17 protein-coding genes are annotated in these 14205 nt (G+C 59.8%); all 17 read right to left on the reverse strand.

The window, feature by feature from the left end; all coding sequences use genetic code 11:
• Positions 1–8: 8 nt before the first annotated feature.
• Positions 9–983 (reverse strand): XkdQ/YqbQ family protein, encoded by a 975-nt coding sequence (locus ACSAMP_RS02430; RefSeq protein ID WP_008982849.1) that lies wholly within the window; start codon positions 981–983, stop codon positions 9–11.
• The gene (locus tag ACSAMP_RS02435; RefSeq protein WP_008982850.1) at positions 980–1627 is read right to left on the reverse strand and encodes a LysM peptidoglycan-binding domain-containing protein; all 648 of its coding nucleotides are present in this window, start codon (positions 1625–1627) and stop codon (positions 980–982) included. The genes ACSAMP_RS02430 and ACSAMP_RS02435 overlap by 4 nt, the downstream gene beginning before the upstream one ends.
• A gap of 12 nt (positions 1628–1639) precedes the next feature.
• Positions 1640–3871, reverse strand: a complete 2232-nt coding sequence (locus tag ACSAMP_RS02440; RefSeq protein WP_457799390.1) for a phage tail protein — start codon at positions 3869–3871, stop codon at positions 1640–1642.
• Between the two features lie 172 nt (positions 3872–4043).
• On the reverse strand, positions 4044–4469 hold the full coding sequence (locus tag ACSAMP_RS02445; RefSeq protein WP_008982852.1) for a hypothetical protein: 426 nt from the start codon (positions 4467–4469) through the stop codon (positions 4044–4046).
• A gap of 15 nt (positions 4470–4484) precedes the next feature.
• Positions 4485–4922, reverse strand: a complete 438-nt coding sequence (locus ACSAMP_RS02450) for a phage tail tube protein (protein WP_008982853.1) — start codon at positions 4920–4922, stop codon at positions 4485–4487.
• Positions 4923–4935: 13 nt separating this feature from the next.
• Positions 4936–6000, reverse strand: a complete 1065-nt coding sequence (locus tag ACSAMP_RS02455) for a phage tail sheath C-terminal domain-containing protein (RefSeq protein WP_008982854.1) — start codon at positions 5998–6000, stop codon at positions 4936–4938.
• Between the two features lie 4 nt (positions 6001–6004).
• Positions 6005–6478 carry a phage tail terminator family protein gene (locus ACSAMP_RS02460; protein WP_008982855.1) on the reverse strand — a complete coding sequence of 158 codons (474 nt, stop codon included), beginning with the start codon at positions 6476–6478 and terminating at the stop codon, positions 6005–6007.
• An 11-nt stretch (positions 6479–6489) separates the two neighbouring features.
• Positions 6490–6891: an HK97 gp10 family phage protein gene (locus tag ACSAMP_RS02465; protein ID WP_008982856.1), complete on the reverse strand. Its 402-nt coding sequence runs from the start codon at positions 6889–6891 to the stop codon at positions 6490–6492.
• Positions 6888–7250 (reverse strand): hypothetical protein, encoded by a 363-nt coding sequence (locus ACSAMP_RS02470; protein ID WP_008982857.1) that lies wholly within the window; start codon positions 7248–7250, stop codon positions 6888–6890. Before ACSAMP_RS02470 ends, ACSAMP_RS02465 begins: the two co-directional genes overlap by 4 nt.
• Entirely contained in the window at positions 7247–7615 is a 369-nt protein-coding gene (locus ACSAMP_RS02475; protein ID WP_020990062.1) for a head-tail connector protein, read from the reverse strand. The genes ACSAMP_RS02470 and ACSAMP_RS02475 overlap by 4 nt, the downstream gene beginning before the upstream one ends.
• On the reverse strand, positions 7569–7841 hold the full coding sequence (locus tag ACSAMP_RS02480) for a hypothetical protein (RefSeq protein ID WP_008982859.1): 273 nt from the start codon (positions 7839–7841) through the stop codon (positions 7569–7571). The genes ACSAMP_RS02475 and ACSAMP_RS02480 overlap by 47 nt, the downstream gene beginning before the upstream one ends.
• A gap of 19 nt (positions 7842–7860) precedes the next feature.
• The gene (locus ACSAMP_RS02485) at positions 7861–8805 is read right to left on the reverse strand and encodes a hypothetical protein (protein ID WP_008982860.1); all 945 of its coding nucleotides are present in this window, start codon (positions 8803–8805) and stop codon (positions 7861–7863) included.
• Between the two features lies 1 nt (position 8806).
• Positions 8807–9487, reverse strand: a complete 681-nt coding sequence (locus ACSAMP_RS02490) for a DUF4355 domain-containing protein (protein ID WP_008982861.1) — start codon at positions 9485–9487, stop codon at positions 8807–8809.
• 96 nt (positions 9488–9583) lie between these two features.
• Positions 9584–10591 carry a minor capsid protein gene (locus ACSAMP_RS02495; RefSeq protein ID WP_008982862.1) on the reverse strand — a complete coding sequence of 336 codons (1008 nt, stop codon included), beginning with the start codon at positions 10589–10591 and terminating at the stop codon, positions 9584–9586.
• Complete coding sequence (locus ACSAMP_RS02500) at positions 10588–11985, reverse strand: phage portal protein (RefSeq protein ID WP_008982863.1); 1398 nt, start codon at positions 11983–11985, stop codon at positions 10588–10590. The genes ACSAMP_RS02495 and ACSAMP_RS02500 overlap by 4 nt, the downstream gene beginning before the upstream one ends.
• On the reverse strand, positions 11986–12246 hold the full coding sequence (locus tag ACSAMP_RS02505; RefSeq protein WP_008982864.1) for a hypothetical protein: 261 nt from the start codon (positions 12244–12246) through the stop codon (positions 11986–11988).
• An 11-nt stretch (positions 12247–12257) separates the two neighbouring features.
• Positions 12258–14012 (reverse strand): phage terminase large subunit, encoded by a 1755-nt coding sequence (gene terL / locus ACSAMP_RS02510; RefSeq protein ID WP_008982865.1) that lies wholly within the window; start codon positions 14010–14012, stop codon positions 12258–12260.
• Positions 14013–14205 lie beyond the last annotated feature (193 nt).

Genomic DNA, 14205 nt, shown 5'->3' on the forward strand with positions numbered 1-14205 from the left:
CTTGCCTCCTATCCTTGGGATTGGTTTTCAATCTCTTTTTCGTCCATCATATTGGAGAAGGCCAGGGTCAGGGCCATCTCATGCTTACCGTCCGTGAAGGTGTGGGTGTCGCTTTCAATGTAGAACTTGCCGAACAGCCCGGTGGTGGTTTCCTGGACGATCAGCGCATAGCCGCTGACCGCCCGGCTGTCACCCTGGCAGCCGGTGACGCTGCCGGTCTGCTCCAGCGTCTGCAGAAGGGCCTTGGCCTCGGTCTGTGCGTCCTTGCCGTCCTCCTGCTTATAGACCGTCTGCACCACGCCGTATTTCTGCTGCGCCGCGGTATCCTCCACCACGCCGATCTGGTTGCCGTCCTTATCCGTGATCAGCACCCGGTCAACCATGTTCTGCAGGCTGGTCTTGTAGTTGGCTTCTGTCAGGTTATAGGAGCCGTCCAGCACCACCCCGCAGAGCGCCCCCCTTTCAATTACATAGAGCTGTGTGGCATTTTTGATCAGGGGGATGTATTTCTTGCCGTTCTTCCGGCTGGCGGCTGTGTAGGCCGCCATAATGCCGTCATACGCCTTCTTGCCCAGCCAGGGCATATAAACGGGGATCCCCGTAGACGCTGCCGCGCCGAAGGGGATCCCCAAGTGGGAGCAGATCCAGCTTGTGATAGCCTCCGGGGTCTCGTTGTCGAACACCCGGTTGATGTCGGACTTTGTGACATAGAACATCAGGTCGAAGGCGGTGTAGGTCACCACATTCCCGCTGCCGGACTTCTCGATGTCAAAGACAGGGCCGCTGAAGAGCAGCTTCCCGTCCTCCAGGAATTGCACCTGATCGCCCTCGTTGATATTCACCTTTGGGAGGAAGCGGTCACTGTCCTTGTTGGCCACCGTGAATACCAATTTCCTGGCCACCTGTTTGCTGTCGCCGCTCCAGGTGACTTTCTCAATGACCTCGGCCAGCTGCTTTCCTCCGGCGTTCAGTTCATAGCTCATGGGATCACCAGCTTCTGGCCAGGCTTAATCAGGTTGGGATTGCTCCCTATCGTCCCCTTGTTGGCCTCATAGATTTTCGTATATTGGGAGCCGTCGCCGTAGTATTTCTTGGCGATGTTCCACAGGCAGTCCCCGGACACCACCGTGCAGCTTCTGGGGACCGTCTGTGTATTGGGGCGGCTGTTCAGGCCGCTGGTATCGCTCTGCTGCTGGGCTTCTACTTGTACTGCCGGAACATTCAGGAAGCGGTATTCAGACAGCTCCAGTGTGTAGTACACATCCCGGTCACCTTCCCGGTGCTTCTTGGTCAGTTTGTCGATGCTCATGGCCAGATTGAAGTCGCAGTCGCTGATGATGACGCGGATGGGCTGTGTGCTGGTTTTCCACTTCTCCAGCAGACGGATATACTCCATCGGCTCCCGGTCAGCGTAGCGGGCCAGCGGGGACGATAGGGCTGGGAAAAAGCTGGACAGGGAGCCTGTTACCAGGCCCCGGTGTCCGATCAGGTTCACCTCGCCGATATTCAGCAAGGTGATCTTCTGGTTGTTCTGCGCCTCGGAGAACTCAAATTCCGAGGGATTGATGGGGAGATTGAACATCTCCTCATGGTTGTTGTAGCTCAATTCAATGATGCGCTGCTTCAAGCGGCCACCTCCTTATGCGGGCACCGGCACCATGTTCTTCACGGCCAGCACCACTTCCTTGGCGACCTTCTCGCCGATCTTGTCGATGTCGGCCTCCTCCCGCACCACGATGGTGTCTGCCAGCTTCGCAAGGGTGAGCCGGATGACCGATGCGGCTGGGGTGGAAGATCCGCCCTGGCGGATGGGAGCGTTAGCTGGGACGGGAGTGGTATTCTGTGCTGCCGTGGCCGCCCGCGTCTTCTGCAGACTGCTGGCCAGCTGCACACTCTCCTTGTTGGGCAGAATCCGCGTTCCACGGGGTAGGTCGATCAGCTCTGGCCCCTGCTCACCTACCCAGGTGGGGCCGCCGCGCCAGTTGTTGGTTCCTTCCGCATTGGAGCCTGTGTCGCCACCTCCGCCACCGCCGAACCCGAACAGGCCGCCGACCTTGTCCGCGATCCAGCTCAGGCCGTTGCCGATGCCCTCAACAATGGGTTTCACCTTGTCCCACACACTGCTGATGACGCTGGCAATGCCATTAAAGACCGTTTGCACCACATTGAAAAGAACTTTAAACACGCTGATAGCGATGTCGATAATCGGGGAGATAACCGACCATGCGGAGGTCAGGATGTCTGCCACCACCGGCATCACCGTGCCGATGATTTCTTGGATCCAGCCCATCTTGCTGCCGATGAAGGACAGCACGGAGCCGACCTTCTGGCCGATGCCGTCGAAGATGACCTGGAACACGGGGGCCAGCGTGGAGATGACCGTCCCGATGCCCTGCACCAGCCCCGCGATGACCGGAGCCGCCGCGCTGATCACCTGGCCGATGGTGCCCACCACTGTCTGGATCACAGGCAGCACCGTGGGAATAACAGTCTGCACAGTTTGTATAATGCTGGTAATGGCAGGCATGACCGCCACACTCACCTGCTGCAGGGTGGCCTTGACGGATGCACCGAAGCTGGCCAGCTGCGGCTGCATGGCTGCAAACCCGCTCTTGAAGTCCCCGATGGCGCTGAACAGATCGTCCACAATGCCGCCCATACCGGCAGGCAGGAAACTGACGATGCCATCCCGCAGGCTTTTGACGATCCCAGCCCCCAGGCTCTTAATTTTAGGTGCGGCAGTCTGCAAGCCGGTCTGGATGGCCTCCGGCAGGGAGGTGATGACGCGGCCCACCATGGGAATGGCATTGTCCAGCAGGAATGTGGAGGCGGTGGACACCAGCTCTTTCATGGAGCCGGTCACATCCCCGCCAATGGCCATGTTGCCCAGCAGGTTCTGTGCGGCGGCCTTCATCGCTGAGAAGGAGCCGCTGAAGGTCTCGCTGGCTTCCTTGGCCGTCGTCCCCGTCACTCCCAGGTTCTCCTGAATGGCATGGATGGCGTTATACACATCGGCCAGGTTGTCGATGTCGTACTTGGTGCCGGTGAGCTTCTGCGCGTCCGACAGCAGTCTCTGCATCTCTTCCTTGGTGCCGCCGTAGCCCAGCTTCAGGTTGTCCAACATGGTGTAGTTCTGCTTGGCGAAGCCCTGGTAGGCGTTCTGGATGGACTCCATATCTGTGCCGAACTTGTTGGCGTTGTCCGCCATGTCGATCATGGCCATGTCCGCGACCGTGGCCGCCTTTGCCGTGTCACCGCTCAGGCTGCTGATCAGCGAGGCGGAGAAGCTGGTCACCTGCTCCATGTAGGCGTTGGCGGAGAGGCCCGCCGTGCGGAAGGCCGCATCAGCGTTTGCCTTTACCACCCCGGCGTTGTCCTTGAACAGGGTCTCCACGCCGCCGATGCTCTGTTCCAGCGCGGCCCCCTGGCTGATGGCCCCGCCCAAGACCACGGTGCCCGCCAGCGTCACTGGAATGGCCACCGTCTTTGCCAGGCTCGTCAGCTGGCTCTTGATTTTGGAGATCCCGGCGGTCACGCCGTCCTTCAGCTTGACAATCGGCGTTGCGATCATCTTGCCGACTGCTTTTACCTTATTGCCCACCGCCTTGATTTTATCGCTGACCATATCCTTGATGGCCACGGCGGTGACGATTTTCTTACGCAGCGGCTCCAACCGCTGCCGCAGCTGCTGCGCAGCCCGGTTTGCCGCCGTTGCGTCAAGCCGGGCTGTGCGCCGCCGATCCCAGGTGGACTCCAGCTCCCGGCGCGTCCGCTGCACATCACGCCGGAAGGCGCTCTGCTCCTGCTTGATACTGCGGAGTACCGCCGACATATTATCTTTGATTGAGATTGCGCCCTTAACTACGCCCATCAGCGGTTCACCTCCTATTCAAGTGAGAACATTTTTGCGCGTTCGTCCAAGGCGACCAGCATAGATGCCTGATAGAAAAGCCTGGACTCCAAGTCCAGGCTTAGAAACTCCTCCGCCTTCCATCCCTTCTGGATGTAGTAGTGGAGCAGATATGCATCGCCGTCCTGGGCAATTACTTTTTTAAATCTTCCACCACGGTCACTTTGCCGTTCATCGCGCCGGACAGCTCCATGATGGCTGTGGAGATCTGTGTGATCTCCGACAGGTCAAACATATTCACGATGTCCAGCGGCTCCTTCAGCTCCCGATCCTCCGGGGGCAGTTCGGCTTCCATGGCCATGACCTCTTTGGCTGTATCCCGCAGGCTCGGTTCCACGGCGGCCAGATAGATGCTGTACTTGTCACTGCGCTTGATGTCGCCGTTGTCCTCCAGCGTCATACACTCCATGATTTCCCCATAGTCCAGGCTGCGAATCGTCAGATCCATGTCCATGCTGGGAATATGCAAAGTCTGCCGCTTGGGGATCTTCTTATCCCTCAACCGCTGAAGGGCGCGGTGCGAAAAATCAGCCAGCAGCTTTTTCTTATCAGTGTCCATGCTTGCTTCCTCCTCTTATGCGGAAATGGCGTCCAGGTTGACCATGTCGGACGGGGTGAAGCCACCAGTGGCTTCCTCCTCGATCAGGCCACCCTTCTCGTAGGTGACCAGGGGCAGGTCGTTATACCAGCAGTTGTCGATGCTGTAACGCTCCTGCTGCCCGTTGGTGGCGTCCGGGTCGGCCAGCTTGGTGATGATCTGGCTGCGAAGGTCAACACCCTTCTTCCAGCTCTCCAGCACCTTGTTGTAGCGGGTGTACGCCTTCTTGATGGTCAGAGTGAACTCACCCTTGATGCCGGTCATCTTGCTGTCCACATCAATGTCCAGCTGCACATCCTCACGGTTGGCGCTTACCTTGACCTCAATCTTGGACAGCTCGGCGATCAGCTCGCCGTCCACCCAAATCTCGCCCCAGGTGCCCGTCAGGGTACGGTTGCCTCTCAATTTGCTCATGCTTCTGCCCTCCTTACATATTGCAGGTCAGCTTCAGATCTTCCATCGCGTCCACAAACTTGACATTGCTGGCGATAAAGACCTTGGAGCCGGTATTCGCCTGGGCCAGGGCGGTTTCATCCATCTCGGAGGTGTCGGTGCCCTGGCTCTGCAGATAGGTCTCCTGGGCCTCCACATCGATGGCGGCGGTATTGTCAAAGGTTCTGTCCAGAACATTGCCCTCCAGCTCCCGGTGATAGGCCAGGATCGCGGCCACAAACGCCTGCTTGTTGTCGTAGTCGTTGATGACCTTTCCCACATAGGAGGACTCAAAGGTTTCCCGGATGTCATCCTGGTACAGGTCAACGCCCTCGATGATCTTGATCTTCGAGAAGTCCTGGCCATGCTCCGGGGTGAAGGAGGTCAGGCTGTTCACGCCGCGCCCGATCTTGTACTTCTCCCCGTCAAAGACGATGACCAGCTCCCCGTTGTCGATGCGCTCATCCGCATCCTCCGGTACTTCGGCGGCGGTGATGTCGGACAGCTCAAAGTAGGTGCAGCTCCGGGCCAGGGACAGCCCCGCCAGCACACCAGCGATGCGGCAGCAATACTCCGCCGTGCTGAAGGCCGTGGTGCCGAGGGTACTGGTGATTTTGTCCGTGGTCAGGTTGATGATGCCCTCGTGGTCGCCCTTGCAGTTGGGCAGCACCGCCTTGAAGGTCTTGTGGTGATCGTCTCGCGCCTCCTTGATCCAGGCGGCCACCGTGGTCTTTTCATCCTCGGTGATCCCAGGGATGACCAGGTAATTCCACTTCAGGTCGTTCAGCTGCTTCAGCTGCGGGTTCAGGTTCTCTTCCGTGGTGGCCACCTTCAGCACGATGGTCTTGGAGGGGGAACCCTCATAGACCAGCTTCAGGTACTCATAGTTGCGCGCCGTGAAGTGGGTGGGATCCACATCCAGCACACTCTTGTAGATGTTCAGCGCCTGGCCCTCTTCGGTGTCGTCTTTCAGAACGATGGCCACGATGCCCCGTGCGCTGCGCTTGATGGCGGTCACGCCCTTGGTCTTAAATTCAATGATGATTTCGGGCAAGCCCATAAAATCACTCCTTTCGGTTGGTTCGGATGTTGGACTCTAGCTCTGCCATGAGCGGCGGGGCCTCCGGCTCCTCAATGCTGTCGCGGAAGGCCAGCGTGAAGGTGGCGTGGAGTACCTTGTCCACAATATTGAAGGCCAGGTCGGGAATGGTCACCGCCCTGGCCTCGCCTTTGTCGGTAAAGCGGAATACCGGGCGCAGCAGATCGTCCAGCTCCTGGCTGATCTGCAGGTACTCCAGATTGCTCTCGCCCTTGGTGTGGAGCGCGGCGTCCACCAGGATGCTGCGGTCTGTGTAGCCCCGGCCTGCGGGCTGGTTGCCGGAGGGGATGATGTCCAGATAGATATAATCCTCCAGCTCTGCCCGGCCTGCCTCCTGCGTCTTGTCGATCCCCTCACCAAACACATCGAAGGCGGGCCAGCACCCCTTCAGCAGGGCGATCAGGCTGCTGCGGATGGCCTCGTAAATGGTGGTGGCCATGCTCTCCCTCCTCACAGGTCATGGGTGCTGATGAAGTCGCTGAGCCATTCCCGCAGGAAACCGGGCAGGGCCTGGTTCAGCTCCTCCAGGGACAGCTCCATCATGTGCTTGCCCGGCACAAAGCTGCGCCCGCCCCGCGTCCGGTGCCCATACTCCACTGGCTCCGCGTACTCCACATTGGTGTAGACCTCGATATAATAGGTGTCCCCCTTCTTGACAATCGGGCCGACCTTCCAACTGTCCTGAAGGCGGCCCGTCTTGTGCGGGGTCTTTTCCTTGACCTTGCCTTGCAGCTCACGGGCGATCTGAATGACCATCGCCCGAAACTCAGCGGGATATTCCTCCTCGATCATGCGGGAGAGCTGCTGCTCCTGCGCGTCGAGGCCATCGAAGCGGTATTCTGTCCGGCTCATGCTTTCGCCTTCGCCAGCTTCAGCGGCACATTGTTGTGGGAGGGCTGCCGATCCGCAAGCCCGGCCTCCGTCAGGTACTCCCGGCCCAGCCGGATCACCTTCACCGTGTCCCCAGGCTCGATCTCCACCTCCGGGCGGACAAAGAGCAGGAAGTCGGTGTCAATGCTGGCGGTGGGTTCCTTTTTCCCCAGCTTGCCCCCGGAGGGGCTGGAGAGGGCGCAGGGTATATTCTCATATACCTGTCTGCCGTCCAGCCCCTTCTGGAACACGCTCTCCCCGGAGGGCAGGGTAGTTTTCTGCGGACGGTACACCCAGCAGCTGTCCTGGTAGGTCAGCGCCAGGATGTCGGCTTCCGTCATGGGGGGCAGTCCTTCGGCAGCTTCATCCGCTTGAAGGGGATGAGCTGGCTCTCATAGTTCTTCACAAAAGCCACCGTCTCCTTCAGGCTGTTGGCCTTGTCCCGGTAGCTGATGCTGGTGTCGCCCCGCGTAACGCTGGCCACATCGTTCTCCGATGGGGCCACCTGGTCGGCCCGGAGCATATCCTCCACAATCTGCGCCGCCACATCCTCAAGCGGGGGAGGAAAGTCCTCCCGTCCGCAGAATACCAGGATGCGGCTGATGGCCCGCTTCACATACCGCTCGATGGTGGGCAGCTGCTCATCCGGCAGCTGCAGGTCACTTTTCGCCGTTGCCGCTATCCGGCTCACCAGTTCCTGATCCATCCGGCTCCTCCTTGGCCTTGCCGCCCTTCTTCGTGCCGCCCTTGCTCTCGGCCTTCAGACGGTCAAGCAGGGCGTCGCCCAGCTTCTCCAGATCGGCCTCCGTCACCGGACGCCCCTCCGCCTCGGCGGAGCCGCCGATCCGGGTGAAGCCCTTCTTCTCCAGCTTGGCGGCCCGCTCCTCGCTGGCCACCTGCCGGACTTCATTCAGTCTCTTCAAAGTAATCATGGCGCATATCCTCCTTCTCTTAGCCGTCTCTGCCGCCAGCCTTGGCCTGCTTGATGTTCACCCACATGGCCGTCAGCTTGTTGTCCGGCACCCACAGATCATGGTACTTGCGGTAGTCCGTCGCCCAGGCCCGCTTCTTCTGATAGGTCTCCGGGTCGAAGATCCGCACCTTGTCCGTGCGGGACACGGCGATAGGGGCGGTGCGGGGGCTGATGATCCAGTTGATGTCCTTGGCATCCTCCGCAGCTGCAAAGCCGCCCTTCTCCTGGGTCGAAGTGGTGCCGTCATAGAACTGGTAGCTGGTTTTCATCCGCCCGCTGCCCACGCGGATGATGGGGAACTCACCGTTCAGGCTCTTCACCTTCACCGTGACATCGCCCTGCTTGAAGTCCATCACGCTCAGACTCTTGGACAGGGTGCTGGACATATCCAGGATGGCGGCCACGGGGCGGGCCATCGTGATCACCAGCGGGGTCTCATCGCCCACCACATCCTGCACAGCCGCGATGTCATAGTAGAGCTTCTTCAGGATGTCGTTCTCCGTGGGGGTGTACTCATAGCCCGCCCGCTCTTTGGCGATGCACAGGCTGGCGATCTTGCTGTAGCGGTATGCATCGATCTCCGGGATCACCTTGGTGCGCTGGAACTCGCCCATGACCTGGGCTGCGGTCACCACGAAGTTGGTCTCGTTGACCTCGTTCTCATCGAAAGTGAACTGGCGGCCTCTGTCCTGGGTCATCTCCTTGGTCTCCCACTTCAGGTTGACCGAACCCTCCACAAAGCCCTTGTCGCGGTCATAGTCGGCCAGGCCGTCCATGTCCATGCTGGGGATCTTCACCTCCGCGCCGCCGTTGTAGCGCACCAGCTTGTCGTTCAGCTCCATCCAGCCGGAAGTGGCCTGCTCAACGGCGGCCTTGTCCAGCTCGCTCTGGAATACGCTCGCATATTCAAATACATTGGCCATATTACATCATGCCTCCTCTGATGCCCTGCGCGATCTGGTCTTTCACGGTGTTCTCCGCCTTGGCCCCGCCGCCAAGCCCCTCCGGGGTCTTTCCCCGCAGGCGCTCCTTCACGGCGGCCTCCAGCGCGCTCTTGAATACCTCCTGGGTCTGCTGCAGGCTCTTTTCCATGCTCTCCTTGTCCGTGTAGGTCAGCAGGTCGGCCAGCCCCACGGGGAAGCCCTCATCGGTCAGCTTCTTCACCGCCGCGTCCTTCAGGTCACGCTGCAGCAGCTCCGTGCGCAGCTTGGTCAGCTCCTGCGCCTGGGCCTCGCCCTCGGCCTTGGCCCGCTCCTCCGGGGACAGCTTGGCCAGCCGCTGCTTCTCCTGCTGTTCAGCCTCCCATGCGGCCTTGGCCTCCGCGATCTTGGCCTCCACATCGGCCTCGGAATAGCTCTTGCCACCCTGGGGTTCCTGCTTGGTGCCCTCACCCTCCTTGGGGGCAGGGTCGCCGTCCTTCTTGGTGCCCTCGCCGGAGCCGGGGGCCGGTTCCTCCTTGCCTCCGAAGAGGGAGTCCCAAAACTTCTGGAAGGCCGTGCGCTGCTCTGCGGTGGGCGTTGTGGGCTGCTGATTGGTCTGCTGGGGGGTCTGCCCCTCGCCGCCTGCGGCAGGGGCGGTGCCGGTGGTGGTCGTGGTTTCTGCCATCGTCAATTCCTCCTTGTGTAGTCGTGTAAAAGTAGAATATAAAAACGCCCCTCAAAAGGCGTTTTTACCTGGTTTACAGGCGGGCCGCGCCCGCGTTCAGGAAGCATATTTTTTCTTCCATTCCTCAAATTTGATATTGCCGTCCAGGGGATTGCCCTCCCGTTTGGCAAAGACGCTCTTCTTGAAATACGCCCGGATGATACACAGGCAGTTGGGGTGGATGGGCGGCAGGTTCACACCCGGCTCCGCTTCATCCACCCGGAACACCCGCCCATTCAGGTCGCTGCAGGTGCAGCTGCCGGAATGCTCGGTGCCGCCGAGAAACTGGTATTCCTCGATGCCGCTCTCCTTGTAGCCCATCACCTCGCCCTGGTTGGCGAAGTATTTGCACTCCGTCCGCACCAGACGCTCGGCGTTGTAGCGCCCCTTGTCCATTACCTCATCGATGGCGCAGGCCATCTTCTGGACGCTGCTCCCCTGGATGAAGCCCAGGGTGATCTCCCGCTTGGCCAGCGCCGAAAGGTGGTCGCAGGCCCCCCACACGGCCTCGGAGTAGTGCTTCTCGCTCCATGGGAAGGACAGCACCCGCTGGATCAGCTTTTTGTCGATCTTCGCCACATGGAAGCCCAGGCCGATCCCCCGCTGGATGGAGAAGCAGCTCTCGTAGTAGTTGACCTGCAGCATATCGCCCAGCAGGGTGTCCAGCTTCGTGGTGCTGTCCTCGGCCAGGTCGATCATGTTCTGGTAGACATTGGCCAGCAGCTGCTCCTTCCGGGTGATCCGGCTCTTCATAGCCAGGGTGTTCAGCTCCAGCAGGGCCTTGCTGCCCTTGGCCGCGTCAGATGCCTCGGCGATGTATTCCTCGATGGATTTGCGCCACACGCTGTACTCCTTGCCCTCCAGGAGCTGCCGGGCCGCCTCCTCGGTCAGCCCGTTGTCCTTGGCAAAACGGGCAAACAGCGCCTCGATCTCCTTCTCAATGTTGAAGGCCGCCTCGTCATAGAGGAAGATCAGCTCCCTGGCGTAATCGTCGGTGCGCTTGGTGTTCTGCAGCACCCGCTCCTTGGCGTCCTCGATCCACTCGTTGCGCGTCCAGTAGCTCATGCGCCCTCACCAGCCTTTTCCTCCGGCTCATCTTCCGGGGAAGCCTCCGCTCCCTCCGGCTGGGCCTTGGCCTGGGCCAGCGCCTGGGCCAGGGCGTTGTACTGGCCGAAGCTGTTGACCTCCTGCTGCTTCTCATCCTCCAGCTTCTGCAGTTCATCCTGCACATTGTCGATGGTGGGCAGCATCTGCAGGCGGGTTTCGCGGGACAACTCCCCGGACAGCATGGTGATGATCTGCGCGATCTCCAGCACATTCTGCGGCTTGTTGCGCCGGAATTGGATGTCAATGTCCCGGTAGTCAAACTGGCCGCCCTGGATGTTCAGGATGTGGGTGATCAGCTCGATGCGCCGCTGCAGGCCGCGCTTGAACTTCCGCTCCTTGATGGCGCAGATCTGCTCCAGCCCCCACAGCTTATAGGACACCGCCACGCCGGACAGGTTGCCGCCGAAGTTCGCGTCCGTCAGGTTGGGCACCGCCGAGAAGATGTGCATATCCTCCCGCAGCCGCTTCTTGTAGTTCTCCAGGGCCGTGTCGCTCACCTCTTTGATGAGCCACTGGATGTCGCCGCCGTCCTCTAGGATGATGGCTCCCTTTTCCTTCATCTCCGCAATGTCCTGGGAGGTCACGGCCCCCATCTTCAGCACCTTCAGCAGCGCCTCATCGTTGTACTGGAAGAAGTTCGCCGTGTTGCTCTCCACCCGGTTGTATGCGTCGATCAGCGTGATCACGCCCTCGAAGTCCCCAAGGCGCTCCTCGTTGTTGATGTACTCCACAAAGGGCACATCCCCCCAGTAATGCTCCCGGATGTCCAGCAGCTCCAGCGCCCCGCCGTTGATGCTGCGGAAATACCAGCAGTCCTGGGCCGTCCAGAACTCCACCTTCTTGATGATGTTCTTGTCCTTGTCCTTGGAGTACACGATGCGGATGGCCGCCATGGGCGTGTTGTACCCCGTCTCGCAGATATAAATGCAGCCGTCAGGCGGCACCTTGGTGAAGCGGATCTGCGCGTCCTCATCCAGGTAGAGCATTTCAAAGCAGTCCCCGTTGATGCTGGCACCCTTGGCCAGCTCCATGTTCTCGTCCTGCTCATCGTTGTAGTCGAAGATGTCCTGCAGCGCCTCCAGGTATGCGTCATTTTGGGAGCTGTAGACCACCGGCTTGCCGATGAAGTACCCGGTGGCCGTGTCCGTGATATATTTCGCCATGTTGTTGACCAGGCGGTTATTGGGGGCGGTGCTATCCTTCTTCCTGTGCCGGAGGATGTCGTGGTCGCCCTCGTAGTATCCCTCCAGCCTGGCGTACTTGGTGTGCCCCTCGTTTTCGTCAATGATCTCCTTGATGTCCGCCTCCGTCAGGCTGTCTAGCAGGGATCGTTCCATGAAGATGACCGGCATTTAACAAAACCTCCCCAGCTGTGATTGATAAAAGTCCTGCCTGATTTTCTCGGCTACTTCTTCCAAGTCAATCGTTACGGTCATGCCGTCTGCTACTTTCACCTCTCTGTAACGGTGCTTTTTCAGAACAGGAGCCGCCGCAGCCTCTGCCACATCTGTGGTGGCGGGCTGAATATAGCCCAAGCCTTCCATCCGCTTGCGTGAACATCTGTCGCGCTGCGGGCAAATGTTACACTTGCTGGCCATTCTTGATAAGCCCATGAAACCCCTCCTTAAATTCCAAACTCGGCCCGATTCACGATGCGGAACCGCTTCACCCTCTTTGCGATGGAGCGCGCACCCTCCAGGGCGTCCGGGCCATCGTCATGCGCCCCCATGGGGAACTGTGTCAGCTGCTCCAGCAGCCGCTTATGGCGGCGGTTGAATTTGATATACTTGTTCTTTACATCCGGCTGCAGCGTCTGGATACGCATGACCTTGTCGCTGGTCTGCTGCACCTCCTCGATTGGGAGGTAAAGCCCGGCCTTGGCGCTGGCCTTGGCCAGCTCCTCCTTCAGGAACCACTGGAACTGGTTTGTCTCCGCGCCCAGCTTCCGGTAGCCGTGCCCGAAGCTGGCCCGGAGCCACCGCTCCTTGGCCAGCACATCCGCGATGATCCGGTCAGGGTGACGCCGCTCGATGTCCGCGTCTACCACATACATATACCCGCTGCCCTTGTGCTTGGCCAGGGTGACGATGGCGGAGAAGTCGCTCCGCTTGGTCTTGCCCAGCGAGGGGTCGATGAACCCAAAGAAATCGAAGGCCGGGTCGCCGAAGTTGACCTCCGCCTCGTTGTAGTAGTCAAACCATTCCTCCATGAACAGGCAGTCATCCGGGTTGATCGGCTCGTTCTGCTCCTCGGAGTTAAACGATGCCTCGCCCTCCGACACCCGCATCACCATCAGGTCGTAGTAGGACAGCTTTTCCTCCCACAAGACCTGGGTGCCCTCCAGCATGGCCTCCTTGTGCGCCTGGAAGAAGGCCAGCGCCTCAGATTCCCGGTCATCGTTGGACAGGTCGGTGAAGATGGTTTCCCACTGCTGCCACAGGTCATCCGCCTGGGAAAATTGGATCACCGCCTTGTACTTGATGGAGCGGTAGGCCGGGTTGGTCAGCGTTTTGGCCAGCAGGCTGTCATAGTGGAGCAGGGTGCCAATATAGATAATGTCGGTGTAGTCATCGCCGCACTTGCTTACCGCCTTGTCAAACCAGTCCTTCAGCTTCTTGCGCTGCTCCGGCGTCCGCACATTCTCATCGTTCTCCACATCATCCAGGATGATCAGGTCGGGCCGCCAATTCCGGTGCTTCCGGCCACGGATCTTCTTACCGCTGCCAATGGCCTCGATCTTGATGTTAGTCTTGGTCAGCAGCACATTGCTGCGCCACACGCTGCCCGCCAGCACCCCGAAGTCCTCCAGGATCGCCGTGTTCTCCTCAAACTCCACCCGGATGTTGTCCAAGAAGCCCTCTGCCTGCTCGGAGCTGTCCGAAATGATGATGGGATAGTGCTTGTATCCGTACAGGGTAGAGTGCATCGTGCCTTTAAAGGTCAGGTTGGTGGACTTGGCGTGTCCACGGGGGGCCGCCACCGCCCGGCGTGTTCCCGGCAGGCGGCTGATCATCTTGGTGTCCGCCGCCGTCAGGGGATAGCGCCCCTTCAGCACACCCTGCTGCCAGATTGCGTCCAACTCCCGGTGAAACTCCGGGGAGGGCTTGCTGAAGTAGTGGGGGAAGTAGGCCCGCCCAAAGAACTCCATATCGATGGCTCCCAGCTTCCAGCGCAGGCCCCCCGGCCCCGTCATGGGGTGCCCCGCTTCAAACTCCCGCCGAAGCTGGACGCGCTCCGGGGAGTCGTCCTTGTTTAAGAAACCTTTTAGGAGTGCGCGCAGACCGTTTAAATCTGTACCCTCCTCACTGTATAATTGGCTCTCTGCCTCGGCGATGGCTCCCGCCAGGGCGTTGATGCTCTGCTTTTTTCGCTTATTCAAAATGGCCTGTCCTCCTCCCGCTTTCAACAGGGGGCCGTAAACGCCCCACAGCGGCCTTTCCGGGCCGTTTGGGGAATTACCCCCGCCTGCCCGGTGCGGCGAATTTAAAGGGGTTTGTGCGCGGCTTAAACGGTATTCCGGGCAATAGAAAGAACCGGGGGTGAAAAACAGGGGGCGAAGGGGTGTGCTTCGC

It is taken from the genome of Flintibacter sp. SJQ-8 (genome assembly GCF_054108085.1).